Annotated in this window: 13 protein-coding genes; 8 read left to right on the top strand and 5 right to left on the bottom strand. The window is 64.0% G+C overall.

Annotated elements, in window-relative coordinates:
- The first annotated feature begins 321 nt into the window (after nt 1-321).
- Nucleotides 322-2,013, top strand: coding sequence for a hypothetical protein (locus GNK13_RS13930; RefSeq protein ID WP_203545366.1), 1,692 nt, complete (start codon nt 322-324; stop codon nt 2,011-2,013).
- Between the two features lie 278 nt (nt 2,014-2,291).
- Here the strand turns inward: GNK13_RS13930 and GNK13_RS13925 are convergent, their stop codons facing one another.
- Entirely contained in the window at nt 2,292-3,362 is a 1,071-nt protein-coding gene (locus GNK13_RS13925; RefSeq protein ID WP_164103161.1) for an AAA family ATPase, read from the bottom strand.
- Between the two features lie 228 nt (nt 3,363-3,590).
- On the opposite strand from GNK13_RS13925, the gene GNK13_RS13920 reads away from it, so the two are divergent.
- Nucleotides 3,591-6,029: a DUF4159 domain-containing protein gene (locus tag GNK13_RS13920; protein ID WP_164103160.1), complete on the top strand. Its 2,439-nt coding sequence runs from the start codon at nt 3,591-3,593 to the stop codon at nt 6,027-6,029.
- 526 nt (nt 6,030-6,555) lie between these two features.
- A complete protein-coding gene (locus tag GNK13_RS13915) occupies nt 6,556-10,434 on the top strand; it encodes a hydantoinase B/oxoprolinase family protein (RefSeq protein ID WP_235935156.1) in 3,879 nt (1,292 codons plus the stop codon).
- Here GNK13_RS13915 and GNK13_RS13910 read toward each other — a convergent pair.
- The 4 genes from GNK13_RS13910 to GNK13_RS13895 all read right to left on the bottom strand — a co-directional run bounded on the left by GNK13_RS13910 (nt 10,431) and on the right by GNK13_RS13895 (nt 16,948).
- Nucleotides 10,431-10,913, bottom strand: a complete 483-nt coding sequence (locus GNK13_RS13910) for a hypothetical protein (RefSeq protein WP_164103159.1) — start codon at nt 10,911-10,913, stop codon at nt 10,431-10,433. The two genes, GNK13_RS13915 and GNK13_RS13910, sit on opposite strands and share 4 nt — an antisense overlap.
- A gap of 188 nt (nt 10,914-11,101) precedes the next feature.
- Nucleotides 11,102-12,658: a 2-oxo acid dehydrogenase subunit E2 gene (locus tag GNK13_RS13905; protein WP_164103158.1), complete on the bottom strand. Its 1,557-nt coding sequence runs from the start codon at nt 12,656-12,658 to the stop codon at nt 11,102-11,104.
- A gap of 82 nt (nt 12,659-12,740) precedes the next feature.
- A complete protein-coding gene (aceE, locus tag GNK13_RS13900) occupies nt 12,741-15,470 on the bottom strand; it encodes a pyruvate dehydrogenase (acetyl-transferring), homodimeric type (RefSeq protein ID WP_164103157.1) in 2,730 nt (909 codons plus the stop codon).
- A 395-nt stretch (nt 15,471-15,865) separates the two neighbouring features.
- The gene (locus GNK13_RS13895; protein WP_164103156.1) at nt 15,866-16,948 is read right to left on the bottom strand and encodes a ThuA domain-containing protein; all 1,083 of its coding nucleotides are present in this window, start codon (nt 16,946-16,948) and stop codon (nt 15,866-15,868) included.
- Nucleotides 16,949-17,349: 401 nt separating this feature from the next.
- Here GNK13_RS13895 and GNK13_RS13890 point away from each other — a divergent pair, with 401 nt between their 5' ends.
- The 5 genes from GNK13_RS13890 (at nt 17,350) to GNK13_RS13870 (ending at nt 23,659) form a co-directional block, all read left to right on the top strand.
- Nucleotides 17,350-18,042: a DUF6677 family protein gene (locus tag GNK13_RS13890; protein ID WP_164103155.1), complete on the top strand. Its 693-nt coding sequence runs from the start codon at nt 17,350-17,352 to the stop codon at nt 18,040-18,042.
- A gap of 60 nt (nt 18,043-18,102) precedes the next feature.
- A complete protein-coding gene (locus GNK13_RS13885; RefSeq protein ID WP_164103154.1) occupies nt 18,103-18,294 on the top strand; it encodes a hypothetical protein in 192 nt (63 codons plus the stop codon).
- Nucleotides 18,295-18,333: 39 nt separating this feature from the next.
- Nucleotides 18,334-19,692, top strand: coding sequence for a Trk system potassium transporter TrkA (gene trkA / locus GNK13_RS13880; protein WP_164103153.1), 1,359 nt, complete (start codon nt 18,334-18,336; stop codon nt 19,690-19,692).
- A 98-nt stretch (nt 19,693-19,790) separates the two neighbouring features.
- Nucleotides 19,791-22,355 carry a DNA gyrase subunit B gene (locus tag GNK13_RS13875; RefSeq protein WP_164103152.1) on the top strand — a complete coding sequence of 855 codons (2,565 nt, stop codon included), beginning with the start codon at nt 19,791-19,793 and terminating at the stop codon, nt 22,353-22,355.
- On the top strand, nt 22,355-23,659 hold the full coding sequence (locus tag GNK13_RS13870; RefSeq protein WP_164103151.1) for a hypothetical protein: 1,305 nt from the start codon (nt 22,355-22,357) through the stop codon (nt 23,657-23,659). Before GNK13_RS13875 ends, GNK13_RS13870 begins: the two co-directional genes overlap by 1 nt.
- Nucleotides 23,660-23,806 lie beyond the last annotated feature (147 nt).

Raw genomic sequence — 23,806 nt, 5'->3', positions numbered from 1 at the left:
GCTGCCCGCCCCGCGTTGCCTAGATTCCCGCAGTGACTCAGTTCGCGCAGTGACTCAGTTCGCGCAGTGGCTTAGTTCCCGCAGGGGGCTTAAACCCTGCAAGACTGAGCTGCCGGGCGCGCCACGCTGGAAAGCCACGCTGAGATGCCGCGCTGGAAATGCGTGGGGGGCCGCGGAAAAACTGCCTCGGCTCTGAAACTGGGGGCTGCGAAAGCTGGTAGGACTTACCTGTAGGGCCGACATTTCTGGCGGGTGTTTGCCTGCAACCTGTGAAGAATTTGCACCGTTTTGAATCTGCCAACATCTTTGAAAGGACTGAGAATGATGCCTTGGGGAAACCGCATCCGAAGCCTGCTCGTTGCCGCGGTGGCGTGTCTCGCCGTCGCGCCCGCGCAGCTCCGAGCCCAAGAGACGCCGGCCGCCCCCGCGGTGCCGGCCGGGGAGCCGGTGCTGGTGGTCTCGATCGCCAGTGTCGATCGCATGATTCAGGACGTGAACTACGTCAGTGGAGCGGTGGGCCAAGCGCAGGGCGGCGGCATCTTCGCGATGATGGCCGCCAACTTCACCAACGGTTTAGACCGCAGCCGGCCGATCGGTCTCTATCTGGCCGCGCCGTTTGGCGAGCGGGCCGCGGTGCTGTTCCTCCCCACGTCGAACGTCAAGCAGTTCCTCAAGACGCTCGAGCCCCAGCTCGGACCGGCCGACGAGTTCGATGACGGGACGCTGGCGATCGCCGCCGGGACCAACGTCCTCTACATCCGCCAGCAGGGGAATTGGGCCTACGCGGCGCAGACCCGCGAGGCGCTGCAGGGGCTGCCCAACGATCCGCTGCCGTGGCTGCAGGATATGGGCGACGATTACAACATCGGGGTCCGCGTGAACGTCCAAGCGTTCACGCCCGAGCAGCGGCAGATGTTCCTCGACCAGCTGCGGCAGGGCTTCGATCAGGCGATCGCTCAGCAGCCTGCCGAGCAGGCGGACCAGATCCGGCAGATGGGCGAGTCGTCGCTCGAGCAGCTCGAGATGGTGATCAACGACACCGAGATCCTGCAGCTCGGCTTCGCGATCGAGCCGCAGGAGCGTCAGCTTCGCTTGGAGCTGCTGACCACGGCCGCTCCGGGAACCAAGCTGGCCCGGATGTATGCCGCTCAGCAGCCGATCCCCTCGAAGTTCGCTTCGGTCATCCAGCCCGACGCGGCCGCCTATTTCCACGGAGCGGGTGCGATCGGCCGTGACGCGATCGAGCAGACGCGGATGTCGATGCAGCAGGTGACCGGTTCGATCCGCGCGATGCTGGAGAATGAAGAGAACCTCAGCGCGGCGGATCGGCAGGAGCTCGAAGCGTTCTTCGAGCGGTTGATCGAGATCGCCGTCGAGACGATCGGTGAAGGCAAGAGCGACGGCGGGGCACTGTTGACGCTCGAAAACGATCGGCTCAACGCAGTCGCCGGGTTCTTCGTCTCCGACGGGGCCAAAGTCGCCCAGCTGGTGAAAGATTTGGCGGCCAAGGTGCAGGATGAACCGGAAGCTCCGAAGTTCACCTTCGACGCCGGGAACTACAAAGACGTCACGTTGCACTACGTCGATGCCGCGGTGCCGGAAGACAAACCCGAAGCGCGTCAGATCTTCGGTGAAACGCTGCGGCTGACGATCGGTACCGCCCCGGACGCGGTTTATCTGGCTCTCGGTCAGCAGTCCGAGCCGATGCTGCGGAACCTGATCGACCAAGCGGCGAGCGATGCCGGTGGCGAGCGTCCGCTCAGCCAGGGCAAAGTCTCCCTGCTGCCGATCCTGCAGTTTGCTCAGGCGGTCAAGCCGAATGACCAGCTGGCGGCGATCATCGACAAGGTGGCCCGAGCCGGCGAAACCGCCAATATCCGCTTTGTCACCGAATCGATCGAGCGCGGTTCGAAGTTCGAGCTGACGATCGGCGAAGGCATCCTGCGAGCCATCGGTGCGGCGATCGAAGCGAATCAGCAGCGGGCGGTCGGCCAGGTCCAACCGGCCGAGTAAGCGAAAGCCGGCAAGCGACAAGAACGCAAAGCCTGGGACGCGAGTCCCAGGCTTTTTTTGTAGTGTGACTCTGTCTCGATTGAGGCGGGTTGTTAGCCTCGATCATCCATCAGCCGCTACGCGCTAGCGTCCGGTTCTCACGGCATTTTCGAGAACCGGGGGCTAGCGCCCGGCGGCTGATGAATAATCCGAGCAATCCCCGGTTCCCGAAAGACGCTGAAAAAACCGGACGCCTAGCGCGTGGCGGGTGATGGAAAAAAGCCCACCCCGCTCTCCCCCTACCGCTGCACCGGTGGTGGATCGGGTTTGGTCCGGGCCTCTGGCTTCGTGAACTTGTCGGGTTCCGGTTCGGGGATGTCCTTGAGCAGGCGGGCGATCAGGTCGTCGGTGGTCTGCCCTTCGGCCTGAGCTTGAAAGTTCGTGGCGACGCGGTGCCGGAGGACGGGAATCGCGATCCGGCGAATGTCTTCCGGCGCGACGCTAAAACGTCCATCCATCGCCGCCAATGCTTTGCCACCGGCGATCAAGAACTGGCCTGCCCGCGGCCCCGCCCCCCAGTCGATCAGCTCGCGGACGTATTCCGGAGCGGCTTCGTCTTTGGGCCGCGTTGAGCGGACCAGCCGCGCGACGTAGCGGATCACAAAGGGACTGACGGCGACGCTCTGGACGAGCTTTTGGATATTCAAAATGGCCCGAGCCGAGAGCACTTTCTCGGGCTCCGCCGTCTCCCCGCGGCTGGACGAGGTCAGGATCTGCTCCTCTTCTTCCGCGGTGGGATAGTCGACTTTGATATTGAACATGAAGCGGTCGAGCTGGGCTTCGGGCAGCGGATACGTCCCCTCCTGCTCGATCGGGTTTTGCGTGGCGATGGTGAAAAACGGCTCGGGCAAATCGAGCGTGTCGCGTCCGCTGGTCACTTGCCGTTCCTGCATCGCCTGCAGCAGGGCGGCTTGCGTTTTTGGCGGAGTCCGGTTGATCTCGTCGGCCAGCAAGATGTTGGTAAAGATGGGGCCTTCGACGAAGCGAAAACTTCGCCGTCCCTGCTCGTCTTCCTCGAGGACTTGAGTCCCGGTGATGTCCGACGGCATCAGGTCGGGCGTGAACTGGATGCGTTTGAAGGAGACGTCGAGGATCCGGGCCAACGTGCTGACCATCAGCGTCTTGGCCAACCCCGGCACTCCCTCGAGCAAGCAGTGGCCGCGGGTAAAGATCGCCGCAAGCAACTGCTCGATGACTTCCGATTGACCGACGATCACCTTGCCCAATTCGTCCCGCATGGTTTGCTGATGCTGGGAAAACTCGCGGAGGACGTCGCCGAGATTGCGGGATTTGGGAGGGTTTGCGGTCATGGAGGGATCGGTCGCTAGCGGGAGCCGAGGTGATCGGGAGCCGGTGGAAGCAGAGAGCCGGAGACACTACGAGCCGTCAGCTTAGCGGGAATGCGGCTTTCGGGCAGCGTCGGTTGGCGTGTCGCCGCTCGGGGTGGCCGTGATCTATCATGAATTGGGACGGCGGTGGCAAAATCTAGGGTGAAGGTAAGAATGGAGTTGAACAGTCGCCAATCAAGGACAGCGTCGATGAAATCCCGGGATCGAGCGACCCGCGGTGTCGTCCGGAACTCCGCCGCATCCAAAGCCTTGCCGCTCTCAGCCCGGCGGTTGGGGGTGCCGCTGTTGATGGTCGCTCTAGCGCTGCTGGAGGCGTTGTTTGCTCCCGGCTCGGCCCATGCGCAAATCACCGCGGCGGAAGTCGAGACGTCGATTCGCCGCGGAATCCAGTACCTCCAGAACCGCCAGCTTGCCAATGGAGGCTGGGACGAATACCCGCGGCACGAGGGAGGCCTGTCATCGCTCTGCACGCTGGCGCTGGTCAACGCTGGGGTTCCGGTCGACGACCCTTCGATCACCAAAGCGACTCAGTACCTGCGAGCGATCGAGACTCAGAGCACCTACTCGGTATCGCTGCAGACGATGGCTTTTTGTGAGATCGGGGCGGCCGAGGATCTGCCCCGCATCCGCCGCAACGTGCGATGGCTCGAGCGCGAGCAGATCAAAGGGGATACGCCGCGTGCCCACCTTGGAGCTTGGAGCTACTACGCGACGCCAGCGAATGCCGAACCGCTGGGAGGCGACCCATCGAACACCCAATTCGCGCTTCTCGCACTAGCTGCCGCGGAGGAACGGGGCGTGACCGTTTCGAGTGAAGCCTTCGAGTTAGCCGCGGCTTACTGGGACAAGCGACAACGGAGCAGCGGCGGATGGGCTTACAGCGAGGGCATGGGCACGCAGCCGAGCGGCAGCATGACCTGTGCGGGAATCGCTTCGACGATCATCTGCCGCGGTCGCCTGTCGAGTGGTGGGGCGCGGATCGACGGGGACACGATCGAGTGCTGCGGCGAGGGAGCCGACGACGAGGATATCGAGCGGGCGCTCGAGTGGCTCGGCGAGCGGTTTACGGTTCGCTCGAATCCCGGCCCGCGGTCGCTCGCCTCGAACTTGTTCTACTACCTCTACGCCCTCGAGCGGGTAGGGCGGATGAGCGGTCGGCGGTTGATCGGCGGCCACGACTGGTATCGCGAAGGGGCGGAGTACTTGCTCGGGGTCCAAGACGATTTCCAGGGCTTTTGGGCGGGAGTCGGCCCAGCCGAGGCGAACCGCTCGGTGACGACGTCGTTCGCCCTGCTGTTCCTCTCCAAAGGCAAGCGGCAGGTCGTTCTTGGGCGACTCCAGTACGGCGAGGGAAACCAGTGGCAGCAGCATCCCGAAGCGGTCCGCCAGTTGGTCCGCCACGTCGAGCGTGATTGGGGTCGGAGCTTGACTTGGCAGACCGTGCAGCTCGAAGGCGCCAGCGTGGCCGATCTGCTGCAAACGCCCGTCATCCTGATCGCGGGCCAGCAGCCACTGGCGTTCGACGCAGCCGAGCGACAGCTGCTCAAGGGGTACGTCGACGCGGGTGGTTTTTTGCTGTTCGAAGCGACCGCGGGCGACGGGTGCGGAGACCCCGCGCCGTTCGAGCGTTCGGTCAGTGCGCTCTGCGAGGAATTGTTCGACAGCCCGCTCGAACGCTTGCCTCCGACCCATCCGCTGTGGTTCGCCGAACGCCGCGTCGATCCGGCCCTGCTCGGCAAAGACTTCTGGGTGTACGGCGTGCAAGCCTGTTGCCGAACCGGCGTGGCCTATTTGCCCAAGGCGTTGACCTGCCGCTGGGAACTCAGCGATCCGGCTGGCCGCACCGAGTATCCCGACGCGATCGGTCGTCAGATCGAGGCGGCGGTGGCAATGGGACAAAACATCATCGCCTATGCCACCGGGCGGGAGCTGAAAGAGAAGCTCGAGATGCGGAGCGTGCTGGCGGAAGACTCGGAGATTCGTCCCGGCGACCGGGGCGTGATCACAATTCCGCAGTTGGCGCTCGACGCTGGCGGCGAAGAGGCGCAGCGAGCGGTCCCGAACTTGATGCGGTACCTGAGCCGTGACGTGCCGGTGCGGATCGCGACCGAAGCTCCCCAAGTGCCGATTGCTGCCGAACCGCTACAAAACTTTCCGATTCTGTGGGTGCACGGCCGCCGTGGGTTTCGCTTTACCGACCAGGAAGTCGAGGTGCTGCGAACTTACATCGAGAACGGCGGCACCTTGTTGATCGATTCGATCTGCGGCGACGACGCCTTCACCGCTTCGGTGCGGGAGGAGATCGACCGCCTGCTGCCGAAGAGCCAACTCGAGCCCCTGCCGATCGATCATCCCCTGATGACCTCGAGTTTTGGCGGCTTCGATCTCTCGACGGTCACGCTGCGGATCCCGGTTCGCGGAACGTCCGGGGCGCTGAACGTGCAAAAGCGGCAGACGACCGCCGTGCTCGAAGCGGCAACGGTGGAGGATCGGGTCGTCGTGTTGTTCTCGCCTTACGATCTGAGCTGTGCCCTGGAAAGCCAAAACTCGATCCAATGCCCTGGTTACTCCACCGAAGACGCCGCCAAGATCGGCATCAACATGGTGCTCTATGCACTATTGCAATAGGAGGTTTCAGGTAGCAGGTTTCAGGATGGATGCTGGCCACGGAAGGACACGGAAGAGCACGGAAAGGGGGAGGGAATGTGGATAGGGAGAAGAACGTGGGGGCGTTCGAGTGAGATTTGAGATTTGATACCCAATATTTGCGATCTGGGATCTGCTGACTCCGGAATCGATGTGCGCGAGCTGATGCCCACGGATTGGCGAAAGTTGAGGGAAACCACGAAGGACACGAAGAGCACGGAGGAAAGGTGGGAGAGCTGAGTCACGGATAATATCGGTTTTCAGCCGTTGGATTTCCTGTTCATCCGCGTTCTCTGTGCTATCCGCGGTCCCTCCCCTTTCCGTGAGTTTTTGTGTCCTTCCGTGGCCGCTATTCGTTTGATTCGTGTCCTTCGCGGTTTCCCTATGTCTCGAATCCCGGGGCATAAGCTCAAGCAATTCGATTCCGTTCGATCCCGGAGATTTCAGATTTGCGGATGCGACGAGAGTGGGATTCGTGAGGGCGGAGAACGCCGTGGGGAGTGAGGTTTTGAAAGTTTGGATCGACGTTGGAGGCACGTTCACCGATTGCTTTGTCAGCGATGCCGCTGGTGTGCGGCGGAGCGGTAAGGTGCTCAGCAGCGGAGTCACTAAAGGGAGTGTCGCCCCGGAATCGAGCGAGCTTCGGATCGTCGACCGATCGCGGCGTGGTGATCCCGATGGTTTTTGGGTCGGCTTTGAGCTGACGTTGATCGGTGACGGCGGGGAACCGCTCGAGTCGCGGCGTGTTGCCGGTTTCGAATCGAGCTCTGGGACGTTTACGCTTCAATCGCCGTTGGAAGTTTCGCTAGCCGCGGGCGAAGCGGGCTCTCCGCGGGCGTTCGAGCTGCGAAGTGCTCTCGAAGCGCCGGTGCTCGCCGTCCGCCGGCTGCTGGGGCTGCCGCTGAGCGAGCCGTTGCCGCCGATGGAAGTTCGGCTCGGGACGACTCGCGGCACCAATGCCCTGCTGACTCGCAGCGGGGCCGCCGTGGCGCTGGTGACGACTCGAGGCTTCGCCGATCTGCTCCGCATCGGATCGCAGGAACGCCCCGAGTTGTTTGCGCTCGACATTCATAAACCGTCGCCGCTGACCGACATGGTGCTGGAGATCGACGAGCGTCTGGATGCGGAGGGGCAGGTACTCCGCCCGCTCGACGAGTCGGTGGTCCGTCAGCAGCTCGAGGAACTACGCTCCCGCGGGGCCGAGTCGCTGGCGATTTGTCTGCTGCACGCGTACCGCAACGATGTGCATGAACGCGCGGTCGAGCGGCTGGCCCGGGAGGTCGGTTTTCCGGAAGTGAGCGTCTCGAGCGAAGTCGTACCGCTCGTCAAACTGCTGTCCCGCGCCGAGACGACGGTGCTCGACGCGTATCTGAATCCGATCCTCGCCGGCTACATCGGTCGGGTTTGGGAGCAGTTCGGCGGCCCCTCGCGGACGCGGTTGCGACTGATGACCAGCGGCGGACAACTGGTCGGTGGCGAGGCGTTTCGGGGACGCGACAGTATTTTGTCAGGCCCGGCCGGCGGCGTCGTCGCCCTCGCGGCGATTGGTCGCGAGCTGGCCGAAGTGGACCAGTCCTCGAGCGGCGGGGTGATCGGGTTTGACATGGGTGGGACCAGCACCGATGTGAGCCGCTTCGAAGGGCGGTTGGTGCGGCAGTTCGAATCTCGCAAAGCGGGAGTCCGCGTGATGACGCCGATGATGGCGATTCACACGGTCGCCGCTGGCGGCGGTTCGGTCTGTTACGCCGAGCAGGGACGATTGCATGTGGGTCCCGAGAGCGCCGGCTCGGATCCCGGTCCGGCATGTTACGGTCGCGGGGGACCGCTGACGGTGACCGATCTGAATTTGGTGCTCGGGCGAGTGGTCGAGGCGGAGTTCCCGTTTCCGCTCGACCGCGCCGCCTCGCTGCGGAGGCTCGACGAGGTCGCTGCCGACTTGGCCCGCAGTGGAGTGAGCTTTCCGAGCCGCGAAGCATTGGCTGAAGGGTTTTGGCAGATCGCCGTCAATCACATGGCCGAAGCGATCCGCACGGTCACGACGGCTGAAGGGGCTGATCCGCGTCCGATGTCGCTGGTGGGGTTGGGCGGAGCCGCTGGCCAACATGCCTGCGCCGTCGCCGGTTCCCTGGGGATGCGGCAAGTGGTGGATCATCCCGACGCGGCGATGCTCAGCGCGCTCGGGATGGGCTTGGCCGCCGTCGGCCGCTCCGCCACGCGTGGCCTCTATCAGACGCTCGATGCCGTCGACTCCGAGACGATCGACGCGGTCGAGGGTGAGCTGCGGGCGGAGGTGAATGCGTTGCTGGCGGCGGACCTCGCCGATGAGCAGTCCTCCCACGCCGCGGTCGAGCACCGGGTGACGACCGAGGTGCGGTATGCGGGTACGGAAACGACGTTGGAACTGCCGCTACGGCCCCTCGATTCGCTCGCCGAACGGTTTGCTGAGCTGCACCGCTCGACGTTCGGCTATGCGCGGGCCAATCGCCCCGTGGAGCTCGTCACGCTGCGGCTCGAAGCAGAGCAGACGAGCGACGAACCGCTGGGGATCGAGCGACCGGAGAAAATATTTCCGGCTGAAGTGAAGCATGGGCGCGCGACGACGGCTCAGCCCTTGTTCATCGGCGGCGAGTGGATATCCGCGGCTCTGGTGGAGCGGCGTGAGCTGACCTCCGGAGCCATCGTCGAGGGCCCCGCGGTGATCGCCGCGGCGAACAGCACGTTGGTGGTCGAGCCCGGCTGGCAAGCCACCCGCTGGCCCGATGGTTCTCTGGTCGTCACCCCCAGACCAGCCCCAAATATTGGAAGCGAGCTGGACGCCCGCCCCGATGCGGCCATGGAGGAGGCGGTGCAGTTGGAGATCGTGGCGCGACGCTTGGAGGGAATCGCCGAGCAGATGGGGGAAGTCCTGCGGCGGACGTCGGTCAGCGTCAACGTCAAGGAACGGCTCGACTACTCCTGCGCGGTGTTTCGCGAGGATGGCTCGCTGGTGGCCGGAGCGATGCATGTCCCGGTGCACCTCGGGGCGATGGGGCACACCGTGCGAAGCCTGATGGCGACCTACGGTGAAATGTTCGACGGCGATTGCTACGTCTCGAACGATCCCTATGCCGGCGGCTCGCATCTTCCCGACGTGACGGTCGTGACACCGGTGTTCGTGGAGAGTCGCAGCGGTCGCCCCGACTTCTTTGTCGCCAGCCGGGCGCACCACGCCGAGATCGGTGGAATCACCCCGGGATCGATGCCGCCGCAGGCTCGCTCGTTGGCCGAAGAGGGTGTTGTCATCCGCAACTTTGCGCTCGTACGCGACTCGCACGATCGGGAATCGGAGCTCGAACAACTGCTCACCAGTGGAGCTTACCCGTCGCGGACCCCGAAGGAGAATTTGGCCGACATCGCCGCCCAAGTCGCGGCTGGTCGCCGTGGTGCGGCCGATCTGGTGGCGCTCGCGCGGCAGCACGGCGTCGAGACCCTGTCGGCGTGGATGACGCGGCTGCTGGACATGGCCGCCGACTCAGTGGGCGAGGTGCTGCGGCGGATCGGCAGCCAACCGCGATGTTTTGTCGACCACTTGGACGATGGAACGCCAATCGCGGTCCGGATTCAGAGCGTCGAGGGGCTGCTGCAAGTCGACTTCGAAGGGACCGGAGCGGTTCATCCCCACGGCTGGAACGCGACGCCAGCGATCGTTTCGGCAGCCGTGCTGTACGTGCTCCGCTGCTTGGCCAAGCGTCCGTTGCCGCTCAGCGAAGGGGTCCTGCAGCGGATCGATCTGCAGATTCCCAGCGGGCTGCTCAATCCACCGGCGGACGAAGATCCAGCCCGCTGTCCCGCCGTTGTCGCCGGGAACGTCGAGACGAGCCAGCGAATCGTCGACGCTCTGCTCGGTGCCCTCGGTGCCGCCGCGGCCAGCCAAGGCACGATGAACAACTTGCTGATCGGCGACGCCACGTTTGGCTACTACGAGACGATCTGCGGGGGTGCCGGAGCGACCGCCGAAGCCTCGGGTGCCGATGCCGTGCACACGCACATGACCAACACCCGCATCACCGACCCCGAGATTCTCGAGAGCCGCTATCCGATTCGGCTGTGGCGATTTGCGGTTCGTCGTGGGAGCGGTGGAGCGGGGCGGCGGCGGGGAGGCGATGGCGTGATCCGCGAGCTCGAGATGCTGCGGCCGCTGACCGTCTCGCTGCTGACCGGACGGCGAGGCGAGTACCGTCCCTACGGGATCGCCGGCGGCCAACCAGGAGCCGCCGGCCAAAACCGCATGACGCCAGCCGGAGGGAGCGAGCAAGTGCTTCCAAATACCGTGCAGCTTGATCTGCAATGCGGCGACCGGCTCACGATTGAAACCCCTGGCGGAGGAGGCTGGGGAGAACCAAGCTAGCCCATCCAGCGGCGGACGATCGCTTCGACTTGTTCGCCGCAGAGCGTCTCGTGGGCGGAGAGTTCATCGGCTGTCTCGGCGACGGCCTGCCAGCACGCCGCCTGATCGAACAGACCGCAGAGATCGCGGAGGGACGCCTCGATCCACTGCATGCGGAGCGCCGGATCCGCGACCCACTCAGCGGCAAGCATCCAGACGATCCGCCAATCCTCGGCCCATTCGCGAACCGTGAGCGGATGCGGTCGTTCGCCCAGATAGAGCATTTCGGCTGCGGGACCGGCGAGCGCAACGGCCACTTCGCGGGCGAGCAAATCCCGCGGCGAAAGGCCACGATGGTGCCAGCGGACCAGGAGCTCGCCGTCGCGGCTCGGGCCATCGTCGCGGTCCGGTTCGAGCGTCACATGGACCACTTCGCCCCCGAGCCAAACGGCCGCAACCGCGTGCCCCGCCTCATGGTAGGCAATCCGTTCGTCGTCCACCCGCGGGCCTCGTCTGTCGTCGATTCAGTGCATCCGCTGCCCTTCATTACCCTCCCCCCGGGAGGGTGTTGTTGCGGGTGTTCTGACAGAGGCTAGCGTCCGGTTCACGCGAACACGGTGGGAACCGGACGCTAGCGCGTGGCGGCTGATTTTGTGAAACGCCCAACAACCACCGCGGGGGCCGGGCCCTACAGCGCCAGCAGCAGGCGGCTGGGGGCTTCGAGGTAGCCGATGACGTCGTTCAGGAAGCGGGCCGCGGTGCCGCCGTCGACCAAGCGGTGATCGTACGACAGGCTCAGCGGCATCATCAGCCGCGGCTGGATCGAATCGTCGGGCATCACGACCGGCAGTTTGCGGCTGCGGCCAACGAGCAGGATCGCGACTTCAGGGATGTTGACGATCGGCGTGCTGTACTGGCCGCCAATCGCACCCAGGTTGCTGATCGTGAATGTTCCGCCACGCAGATCGCTGACGGCGAACTGACCGCTGCGGACGCTGGCCGCCATGCTGGCCAAACCGCGGGCGATGTCGGGGATCCCCATGTGGTCGGTATTGTGCATCACCGGAACCATCAAGCCGCGGTCGGTGTCGACGGCGACTCCGACGTTCACGTAATCCTTGTAGATGATCTGCTCGTTCTCGGAGTCGATCACGGCGTTGATCGCCGGGTGGTGTTTGAGTGCCGTCGCGACCGCTTTGATCAAGAACGGCATCGTCGTCAGCTTGATCCCCTGGGCCGCGTAGTCATCCTTGCTGCTCTGACGCAGTCGCTCCAGGTCGGTGATGTCGGCGTCGTCGAAGTTGGTCACGCGGGGAACGTTCGACCAACTGGCGTGCATCTGGGAGGCAATCGTCTTGCGGACTTTGCTCATCCGCTCGACGCGAATCGGACCGAAGGCGTCGGAGTCGGCCGAGCCCGGCAACGGAGCCGATGCCGTTTTCCCGCCGGCCGCTTTGCCGCCGCCGACCTGACCAGTTCCCGCTTGCCCGCCGCCGACTTGGCCGGCAATCGGACCTGCTGCCGAGCGCTCCGCCGCCGCGGCATTGCCGCCCTTGGCCGCTTGGCTGGCTTGGCGGACGACTTGGAGAACGTCGTCGCGGGTGATCCGACCCCCTTCGCCACTCCCCTCGACCGTCGCCAAATCGACGCCGACTTCGCGAGCGAAGCGGCGAATGGCCGGACCGGCCGGGATGATCGCATCGGAAGAAGTGCTGCCGGCTGGCGGGGTGGCCGGGGCAGCCTGTTTCGCCGGTGCCGGTTGTTGGGCAGCTGGTTTGGCGGGGGCTGGTTTGGCGGGGGCTGGCTTCGCGGGAGCAGGCTTGGAGGCTGCCGGTTGGGGAGCCGGTTCCGGCTGCGCTTCGGCTTCGGATTCCTCTTCGGCAGCCGCCTCGGCCTGCGGTTCTTCCTCGGCCGTTTCGGCTTCGCCCGACTCTTCGGCTTCCGCCTCGGGTTCCGCTTCCGCTTCGGGTTGTTTGGCGGCCGGCTTGCTGGGAGCTTCGGCTTCCGCAGCCGCTTCGACTTCGAGGATCACGCCGCCGACCGGCACGGTATCGCCGCTGCTGACGTGGATTTTGACAACCTTGCCACCCGCGCTCGCCGGGACTGGGACGGTCGCTTTGTCGGTTTCCATTTCGACGATATCTTGGCCTTCGGTGATCACATCACCTTCGCTGACCAGGACCTCGAGCACGTCGCCCGATTCGATACCGTCGCCCAGTTCGGGGAGTTTGACTTCGGTTGCCATAGAGTTGGAGTCGTTGGAATGCGGATAAGTGGGATAGCTCGACCGCCGGGGCTACCGCCCGGCGGCCGATGAGCCATTCAGACTAGGCGAAGTAGGGATTCGGTTTTTCGGCGTTGTAGCCGAGGTCGTCGATCGCCTTCGCCACATCCTCGGCCGAGACGACACCCGCTTTGCTGAGCCGGTGCAGGGTGGCGATCGTGATGCTTTCGGCGTCGACTTCGAAGTGGCGGCGGAGGGCCGGGCGGGTTTCGCTGCGGCCCATCCCGTCGGTGCCGAGGACGTAGTAATCGCCCGGGATCCAGGGCGTCAATTGCTCGCCCAAGGCTCGCACATAATCACTCGCCGAGATGAACGGACCTTGAACCCCTTCGAGGACTTGCTCGAGGTAGCTGACGCGAGGTTTTTCGGTCGGGTGGAGCATATTCCAGCGGCTGCAGTCGGCCGCCTCGCGGCGTAGCTGCGTGTAGCTGGTGACGCTCCAGACGTCGCTGGCAATGTTGTATTTCTCGGCCAACAGCTCTTGGGCTTCGAGCACGGAGTTGAGGATTGCACCGCTGCCGAACAATTGAACGCGTGCTTTGGGGGCATCGACCTCGCGGGATTTGAACTTATACATCCCCTTGATGATGCCTTCCTCAACACCTTCGGGCATGTCGGGATGGACGTAGTTGTCGTTCTCGGCGGTGATGTAGTAGATCGCCGTTTCGCCGTCCTGGTACATCCGCTTGAGCCCGTCCATGACGATCACGGTCGTCTCGTAGGCCCAGGCCGGGTCGTAAGCGCGGACGGTCGGGAAGGCGATCGCGTTGAGCAGGCTGTGCCCGTCTTGGTGCTGCAGCCCTTCCCCGTTGAGGGTCGTCCGTCCGGCGGTGCCACCGATCAAAAAGCCCTTGGCCCGCATGTCGGCGGCGGCCCAGATCAAGTCGCCGATCCGTTGGAAGCCGAACATGCTGTAGTAGATAAAGAACGGAATCATGTTGATCCCGTGGGCGCTGTAGGCGGTCCCGGCGGCGTTGAAGCTGCTCATCGAGCCCGCTTCGGTGATCCCTTCTTCGAGGATCTGGCCGTCCTTGGCTTCCTTGTAGTACAGCACCTGAGCGCGGTCGACCGGTTCATAGAGCTGCCCGGCGTGAGCATAGATGCCGACGGTCGTGAACATCCCTTCCATCCCGAACGTGCGGGATTCGTCGGGGACGATCGGCACGACGTGCTTGCCAATTTTCTTGTCGCGGCAGAGGGCGGTGAGCAGACGGACGAAGCCCATCGTCGTGCTCATCTCCTTGCCTTGGCTGCCGCCGGCAAACTTCTCGTAGTCCTTCAGCGTCGGGACTTCCATCGTCGGATGGACCGTGGGCCGCGAGGGAACGAAGCCCCCGAGTTCGGCGCGACGAGCCTTCAGGTACTTGATCTCCTGGCTCGACTCCGGTGGCTTGTAGAACGGAGCCTTACCGACCTCTTCGTCGCTGATCGGGATCCCGAAGCGGGTCCGAAATTCGAGCAACTCGGCTTCGTTCAGCTTCTTCTGGTTGTGGGCCACGTTGCGGCCTTCTCCCGCTTCGCCAAGCCCATAGCCCTTGATCGTTTGGGCGAGAATCACCGTCGGTTTGCCGTTGTCGTACTCGGTCGCCTTCTTGTAGGCGGCGTAAACTTTTTCCGGTTCGTGGCCGCCGCGGCGGAGCTTTTCGAGCCGCTCGTCGGAGTAGTTCTTGACCAATTCGAGCAGCTCAGGGTATTTGCCGAAGAAGTGCTCGCGGATGTAGCTGCCCGGCATCCCGGTGTATTTTTGGTACTGGCCGTCGACGACTTCGCCCATCCGCTTGACCAGCAGACCCGATTCGTCTTTTTCGAGCAGCGCGTCCCAGTCGTCGCCCCAGACGAGTTTGATCACGTTCCAGCCCGCCCCGCGGAACAGCGACTCGAGCTCCTGGATGATCTTGCCGTTGCCGCGAACCGGACCGTCGAGCCGCTGCAGGTTGCAGTTGATCACGAAGATCAGGTTGTCGAGCTGTTCGCGGGAAGCGAGCGTGATTGCGCCGAGCGATTCGGGCTCGTCGCATTCGCCGTCGCCGAGGAACGCCCAAACGCGTTGCTTGGTGGTGTCCTTGAGCCCTCGGTCGCGGAGGTATTTGTTGAAGCGGGCTTGGTAGATCGCCATGATCGGCCCGAGCCCCATCGAGACGGTCGGATACTCCCAGAAACCGGGCATCAGCCAGGGGTGGGGATAGCTCGACAGGCCTGGCGTTTCCTGCAGCTCGCGGCGGAAGTGCTCGAGGTTCTCCTCGGTCAACCGGCCTTCGAGGAAGGCGCGGCTGTACATCCCCGGCGAGGCGTGTCCTTGGAAGTAAATGATGTCGCCCGAGTAGCCGTCTTCGCCGCGACCGCGGAAGAAATGGTTGAAGCCGATTTCATACAGCGTCGCACTCGAGGCGAAGGTGCTGATGTGCCCGCCGAGCCCTTCGAACCGCTTGTTCGCGCGGGTCACCATCGCCATCGCGTTCCAGCGAATGATCGACTTGATCCGCCGCTCGATCTCCCGGTTCCCCGGAAACTTCGGCTGGTCTTTGGCCGGAATCGTGTTGATGTAGGGCGTGTTCGTATCGCCGGCGATCTCGACCCCTTCTTCGGCCGCCCGATCGCGGAGCTGGTCGAGCAGAAAACGGATCCGTTCCGGCCCTTTGGTCTTCAGCACATAGTCGAGCGAACCGATCCATTCAGCCGTTTCGGCGGGATCGGCGTCGGCCACGGGGATGTTTTGAAGTTCGCCGAGCCTTTGCTGGACTTCGGCCTCGGCAACCGTTTTCGAGTCGGACATGGACGTAGATCTTTCCCGCGGTAGGGCAATTGTTAACGCGCCCGGGACGATCGTGGCGGTTCAGGCCGGCCGGGGCTGCGGTACGTGTTAGGTAAGATATCCGACGAGAGTAGCCCGGAACGCTCCAATTCGGCAAGGGTAACGGTCGGCGGTGCTTTCGCGCCCAGCGGGGGGAAGGGTCTCCGGTCCCCTCTCCCTCGCGGCTGGGCGGCCCCATCAGCCGCCGGGCGCTAGCCCCCGGTTCCTTAAAACGCCGTGAGAACCGGACGCTAGCCCGGATTATTCATCAGCCGCCGGGCGCTAGCCCCCAGTTTCCGAAAACGCCGTGAGAACCGGACGCTAGCGCGTGGCGGCTGATGAATACTCCGGCCTAGCGGCCGGCAGCTGACGCTCGCTCAACGCCCGAAATCCGCAGGCCGAAGCCCTTTTTTGTACGCACCGAAACCGTACTCGGTTGGTTCAAAATCTCCCACCAAATCAACGTTCATGTCTGCTTGAATCTGTTCCTCGAGTCCGCTCGCCCAGTAGACGCCGGCGACCAGCATCCGCCGGACCCCTTCGCTGAGCAGATCCGTCGCGGCGCCCATCGTGGTGCAGAAAACGCGCCCATCGCGATACGTTTTCGTCCACGCGATCGGCATCATCGGGGTGTTCTTCTCCCCCGCAAGCGGAGGCGAGTCGGGCTGCATCCCCGAGAGGACTTGGCCCAGGACGAGCGGCTTCGAGTCTTGCGGCAGGGGCAGGCGGACGCCGTAGACGTCGGTCGTGCCCCAGATTTTCGCCTCACCGATGCCTCGCACGATCGGATGATCCTCGGCTCCGGGGGCGATGATCCCGCGCGTGCTCTCGAATTTGTGCCGTCCGTGGTGGCTGATCCAGGTTTCCCCGAGCACTTGGCGGCCGAACCCGTCGCGATAGTCATCGCCTTTGTAATTCCAGCTGTAGCGGGCAAAGCGGCGATCGGCCGGGATATTGAAGGCGTGAGTCGCGGTCCGCATTCCCACGACCGGCCGCCCCGCTTCGATGTATTGGACGATTTTTTCCATCTGCGCGTCGGGCAGATTGCGGAACCGCGTGGCGATGATCATCAAATCGGCATCGGCCAAGGCTTCGAGCCCCGGAATGTTGTCGCTCGTCTCGGGCGAAATCTCCCCGGTCTTCGGATCGATGGCGAACAGCACGGTGCAGCGAAAACCGTGTCGCTCGGCGAGGATTTTTCCGAGTTGTGGCAACGCTTCCTCGCTGCGGTACTCCTCATCGCCCGAGATTAAGACGACGCGCTTGCCGCTCCCCGGAAGGCCTTCTGTCCCTTCGTACACGACCCACGGCTGAGCGGTTTCTGCGGCTTTCGCCCCCTCGGCTTTGGGCCCGTCGGCTTTGGGCCCGTCGGCGGCTGAGCACGCGGCCGTCCAGGAGAGTGATAGCGAGAGCAACCATGCGGCGGCGGTCCACAGCGGGCGGGGCGAGGAAACGGACATCGGCTGGATTCCGGTCGAGAGGGGGAAAGGTTGGGCCGGGGGCTGTTGTCGCAACAGGCGGTTCGTCGGTTGGGCTTCTTAGTCTATTCGGCCCAGCGGGCTAATTGGGGGCAGCGGGCTAATTGGGGGCAGCGGGCTGTTTGTGGGGCTCGGCTTGTGCAATCTCCGCGGATCCGTCTAGGCTCTGTCAGAAAGCCCAGTGAGTTCCGTCTTTTGAGCCGTAGGCGCTAGCCTCGGGCCTTCGCGCGCCCAGAATTTCCGCTGCAGCACCCGCGGCTAGCGCCGTCGGCTCAGGGTTTTCTGACAGAGCCTAGTGACGAGCAGCGGTTTGCGTCAGAATGAAGCCGCCCCGCTGCTGGGCTCTCCCTTTTGATACTTCGAGTGACGGTTTTGTGCGGCCCATGGCGAACCCTTCCTCCGCGACGAATCGCATCGAAGTCGACGGGCATCAATTCGACCTCGGCAACCGCTCGCTGGCGGCCCTCCTGGCGTGGCTCGTCCCCGGGGCGGGGCATTATTACCAGGGGCGGAAGAGCAAGGCGGCGATGTTCTTCATCGCGATCCTGACGACTTATTTCGTCGGTTTCGCGATCGGCGGCGGGCATGTCGTCTACGCCTCCTGGGTCCCCAACGACAAACGTTGGAATTACATCTGTCAGCTCGGTGTGGGGGTCGCCGCCCTCCCGGCTCTGGTGCAGACGAATCGGCTCCGCGGGTTCACCGACGAGCGGACCGGGCAGACGCGCGCCAGCTACGAGCCGTTGTGGGGCGGATTCATGGCGCCTCCGCGGCGACCCGTGTTCGAGGACAATCCCGACGACGTCGCGGCCTGGTACGCGCGCCTCGGTGCTGGCTATGAAATGGGCACCTGGTACACGATGATCGCCGGATTGCTGAATATCCTGGTCATCTACGATGCCTACTCGGGCCCCCTCTCGACGCCCATCAGCGGTCGGCGGCGCGATGAGGAGGAAGAAGCGTCCGAGGAAGCCGACGAAGAACCCGCAGCGGCTGACGATTCTTCAGCGGCCAACACCGCTCCGCAAGCCGCCGCGGCGAAAGCCGGTAAGCCCGTCGGCCAACCCGCCAGCTAACTCGTGTTTTCTGCCGGTTCCTGCAACCTGCTACCTGAAACCTGCTACCCGCACCCTTCCATGCTTTCGATTTCGCCCACCTATCTGCTGTACTATCTGCCGCTGCTGGTTGCGATCAGCATCGTCTATGGCGGCACTCGGCACGAAGACATGGGAGCGATCCTCCGGCAGGCACTCCACACGGCTTACTGGGTGACCGGTTTCATGGGGATCATCTTTTTGATCCTGATGGTGATCGGCTGGTGGGTTTAAGGGGAAGCTGGTGGGCTTAACGAAAGACGAAGCGGGGCCATGCGAGTTCTGATTCTCGGGGCGGGGACCGTCGGCACCTGGATCGCGGATCTGCTCTGCCGCCGCCGCCATAGCGTCACGGTGGTCGATTGCGATCCGGAGAACGTGCGGCGGATCAACAACGAGCTCGATGTGCGAGCGGTGCAAGGCAGCGCCTCGCAGAGTACGGTGCTGTTCCAGGCCGACGTCTGTGGGGCCGACATCTGCTTGGCGGTCACCGGCGACGACGAGGTCAACATCGTCGCGGCGAGCATGGCCAAAGCCCTCGGGACGCGGCGGGCGATCGCCCGCGTCTACGCTCCGGCGTTCCGCGATCTGAGCACTTTTGATTATCAGCGGCACTTCAGCATCGACCGCTTGCTGAGTCTCGAGCAACTGTCGGCGACCGAGCTGGCGCGGGCAATCCGCAACCCGGGTTCGATTCCGCTGGAGCACTTTGCTCGCGGTCAGTTGGAAGTGTACGAAGTCGAGATCGATGCGGCCGCTCCGGCGATTGGCATCAAGCTGCGGAATCTGAAGATGCCCAGCGGCGTGCGGATCGGCTCGATCCTGCGGAGCGGGCGGATGTGGATCGCCAGCGGTGAAGATCAGTTCAAAGCCGGGGACCGCGTCAGCTTGATCGGGTTTCCCGACGACATCGCCACCAGCCGCCATCAGTTCGACAGCCGGACGCGTTCGCGGCGGCGGCAGACCGTGATGATCGCCGGGGGCGGGGAAACCGGCTACCACTTGGCCCAGACGCTCTCGGATCAGGATTACCGGGTCGTGATCCTGGAGATGAACGCCAAACGGTGCGATCATCTTGCCAAGATGCTCCCGCATGTGACCGTGCTCGCGGCCAATGCGAACCGCCGGATGGTGCTCGAGGACGAAGGGGCGGGCTCGGCCGACTACTTCGTCGCCTGCACGGGCAACGATGAGAACAACATCATGGCCGGGGTCGAAGCCCGGGAGATGGGGGCCTCGCATGTAATGGCGGTCGTCGCGCGTCCCGACTATGCCAACGTGGTGGCCAAGCTCGGCATCGATCTGGCTGTCAGCGAACGCGATGTGATCGCCCGACAGGTTCTTGGTTTTATGAACGAAGGGGCGGTGATCAGTTCCAGCCGCTTGCCCGAGGGCTCGATCGGCGTCTACGAGATCGAGGTGTTCGAAGGGGCTCAGATCACCACGGCGTCGCTCGCCGCCCTGCCCCTCTCGGGCAGCTGCCTGATCGCGGCGATCCAGCGCGACGGCTTTGTCCGGGTCCCGGAAGCCTCCGACACGCTGCGGGCTGGCGACGTGATCGTGGCCCTGATCGAACAGGAAAATCTCGATTCCATTCTGGAAATGTTCGAGGCGCACCAGCGGGTGCACTGAGGCTCCCTTCTCATCCAGTGGCATCGCGGTAGAGCCGGAAAAGGGCTAAAATCGGGGCCTCTTTCGACTCCAACTGCCCATGAATCGCAGAATATTCGATGAGCGAAGCCGATCAGCCCTCGCGTCCTGAAGACGACTCGTCCCCGGCGACTCCCGACCGACCGCAGGAGGCCGCAGCCGCCGACGAAACCGCTTCAGCCGGGGTTGCCGGCAGCACGATTCCGCTGGCCAACAGCGAGTACACCTCGGCCGACTTGCTGCACCTCTCGGACTTGGAGCACGTCCGCGAACGCCCCAGCATGTACATCGGGGATACCACCTCGCGGGGGCTGCACCACCTGGTCTACGAAGTCGTCGACAACTCGATCGACGAAGCGATGGCGGGTTTCGCCAAGCACGTTTCGGTCACCGTGCACAACGACGACAGCGTGACGGTCGAGGACGACGGGCGGGGGATCCCGGTCGATCGGCACGCCCAGTTGAGCGAAGAGCTCGATCGCGAAGTGACTACCCTTGAAGGGGTGATGACGGTCCTCAAGTTTGGCGGCAAGTTCCAGAAAGGGGCCTACCAAACCTCCGGCGGTCTGCACGGGGTCGGCGTTACGGTGGTGAACTTCCTCAGCCAGTGGGCCGAAGTCGAAGTGAGCCGCGAAGGGCACGTCTGGACTCAGCAATACGAGCGGGGAATTCCGCTCGGTCCGGTCAAGAAAGGGCGGGAGACGAAGAAGCTCGGCACCAAAACGACTTTTAAGCCCGACTCGCAGATCTTCCAGACCACCCGCTACAACTTCGACACGCTCTATAAACGCCTCCAGGAACTCGCCTTCCTCAACTCGGGCGTGCGGATCAAGTTTCTCGACGAGCGGAATGGCGAGTCGGGCGATTTCCACTACACCCGCGGGATCGTCGAATTCGTCGAGCACCTGAACCGCGCCACCGACGCCCTGCACGGCGACGTGATCGTGATCGAGGGGGATCGCGACGGCGTGCAGTATGAGATCGCACTTCAGTACAGCACCGAATTCACCGAGACCGTTCAGTCGTATGTGAACAACATCCATACGATCGAAGGGGGAACCCACGTCAGCGGTTTCCGCTCGGCCCTGACCCGCACGCTGAACAATTACGGACGCAAGGAAAATCTCTTCAAAGGGGTCACGCCCGGTGGCGACGATTTCCGCGAGGGGCTGACGGCTGTGATCAGCGTCCGCGTCCCGCATCCGCAGTTCGAAGGCCAGACGAAGACCAAGCTCGGCAACAACGACGTCGAAGGGATCGTCAATCAGGGCGTCGGCGAGGCGCTGGCCAAGTACCTCGAGGAGAACCCACGGACCGCCAAGGCGATCGTCCGCAAAGGGTTGCTCGCCGCCGAGGCTCGGGAAGCGGCTCGCAAGGCGAAGGATCTGCTCCGCAAACGCAAAGACGCGCTCGGCGGCGGTGGGCTGCCCGGGAAACTTCGCGACTGCATCAGCAAGAACATGGAAGAGTGCGAAGTCTATCTCGTCGAAGGTGATTCGGCCGGTGGCTCGGCCGAGGGGGGCCGGATGCGAGAATTCCAAGCCATCCTGCCGCTCCGCGGTAAAATCATCAACGCGTACAAGAGCCGCGAAGATAAGGTTTTGGCGAACGAGGAAGTGCAGTCGATGATCCAGGCGATCGGGACCGGGATCGGCGCCGACCAGGACATCAGCAAGCGTCGCTACAATAAGATCATCATCATGACCGACGCGGATGTGGACGGCAGCCACATTCGTACCTTGCTGCTCTGCTTCTTCTATCGCCAGATGTATCAGTTGTGCGCCGGCGGTCACGTCTACGTCGCTCAGCCCCCGCTGTACCGGGTGACCAAAGGCAAAACCAAGTACTACGTCCAGAGCGAAGAAGAGATGCGGACGCAGTTGCTCGACCGCGGTCTGGCCGATTCGGTGCTCGAAAGCGACACCGGCCGGCGGGTCGAAGGGGAGGAGATGCGGCGGCTCTGCCAAACGCTCGCCGGGATCGAAGACGCCATCATCGCGCTCGAGCGGCGGGGAATTAACCTTCGCGCCCATGCCCTCCGCCAGGATCCCGACAGCGGACGACTGCCGCCGCTGCACCTGTTCGTGGGGGCCGAGGATTTTTGGTTCCAGGAGAGCGAGGCGGCCGAGAAACTGCTCGCCGAGCGCGGCCTGTCGCTCGAAGCGAACGACGAAGAGGAGGGCGACGAGGCGGGAGCAACGCTTGCCGATCGGTTGCCGGTTCGCCTGATCGAACTGCACGAAGTGCGGACGATCAACTCAGGGCTCAAGGATCTTCGCGAACTGCAGTTCGATATTCAGGACCTGATCCCTGAAGACCGCACCGGGACGACCGTACCGCGGTTCGAATTGGTCCGCGAAGATGCCCGGCGACCGCTGCCCGACCTCCGCTCGCTGTTGCCGGAGATTCGCGCCGCTGGGGAAAAAGGATTGCAGGTCACGCGCTTTAAGGGTCTCGGTGAAATGAACGCCGAAGAGCTTCGCGAAACCACGCTCGATCCGGCCAACCGGACGCTGGTCCAAGTCAGCATGGCTGATGCCGGAGCGGCCGACGAAATGTTCCGGCTGTTGATGGGAGACAAGGTCGAACCGCGACGGGAGTTCATCGAGAAACACGCGCTCGATGTCCGCAACCTGGACGTGTAATGGCCGCAGTCGATTCCGAGGCCGTACGCTACCGCTTTTTCGAAGCGAGCGTGGGGCTCTTCGGCTTGGGGCTCCTCGCCGTCACCTGGCGGTTGTGGATGCCTCAGGAGCTATTCCCGCGGGTCCCACTGCTGCGGTTCGCCCTGGCTGCCCCGGCGGTGCTCGACTACTTGGCGCTCGCCGCCGTCGTCGTGGGGCTGCTCGCGATGGCGGCTCGCGGGGTAACGCGTCGTGGGGCGAGTCTCCGCTGGCTGGTTCCGCTGGGGTTTGGGGTGGCGGTCGTGCTCGACCAGCATCGGCTGCAGCCCTGGGCCTACCAAATCTCGGCGCTGGCCGCGCTGTTCGCCCTGTGCACCGCGAGCCGGGGCCTGTTTTGGATCCGCGTGCTGACGATCGGCATCTATGGCTGGTCGGCGGTGGGGAAGCTCGACTTCCAATTCGTCCACACCGTCGGGACGCAGATGATCGAAGCCATGGTGCGGCTGGTCGGCCGGGCTCCCGAAAATCTGTCGCCCGAATGGGTCCGAGGTGCGGCGCTGGGGTTACCGGTGGGCGAGGCGGCGGTCGCAATCCTGCTGGCTTGGCCTCATAGAAATGGTCCTCAAAGGAGTGGGACGTGGACCCGCCGGATCGGCGTCGTGCTGGCGGTCGCCTTGCACACTACCCTGATCCTCGTCCTCGGCCCGATCGGGCTGGGGCATCAGCCTGGAGTGTTGGTCTGGAACCTGTTCTTCGCGCTTCAGGCGGTGCTGCTGTTTTGGCCCACCACGAGGTCCTCATCGGAACTCGGCGTGGAAGGTCCACCGGTTCGTGAGTCGGAGAAGCGCGAGTCGTCCGCGGCAGCCGGCTGGATCGTGGTTCTGATGCTGAGCCTGCCGGTGCTCGAGCGGAGTGGGCGGTTTGACCACTGGCTCTCCTGGGCGCTGTACGCTCCGCACAGCAGTCGTGCGACCGTTTACGTCACTCCGGAAGCAGTTGGCCGACTGCCCGAGTCGCTCGCCGCCCTGGTGGAGCAGCCGAGCGAGTCGGACGCACTTGAGCTGGGGATGGGGCGTTGGGTGCGAGTGCCGATCGATCGCTGGTCGCTGGCGACGCTGGGAGTTCCGATTTATCCGCAGGATCGTTTTCAGGTCGGCGTGGCGTTCGCGATCGCCCGCGAGGCAGGCTTGGATCGGGAGATTCGCGTCGTACTCCGCTCCGCCTCGAATCGGTTCAGCGGAGAGCGGGAGAGCGCGGTTCTAGCCGGTCGCCCCGAGTTGCAACGGGCGGCCGAGCGGTTTGCATTTTCGGCGATTCCCAAGTAGGCCGCCGCGGGGGCGATTAGCCGTCGTTTTATGATCTCACCCTCCCCCCGGGAGGGTCGTGCAGTTTTCCGGTCCCCTCTCCCCCGCGGCTTGGCTGCGAACGAAAGTTCCGCAGCCAAGCCGTGGGGGAGAGGGTTAGGGTGAGGG

Origin of the sequence: Candidatus Laterigemmans baculatus, from assembly GCF_010367455.1 — a bacterium.
In the GTDB taxonomy this organism is placed as follows: Bacteria; Planctomycetota; Planctomycetia; order Pirellulales; family Pirellulaceae; genus Laterigemmans; species Laterigemmans baculatus.
The sequence above is the reverse complement of the archived record's forward strand: the minus strand, read 5'-3'. Positions and strand labels throughout refer to the sequence as shown.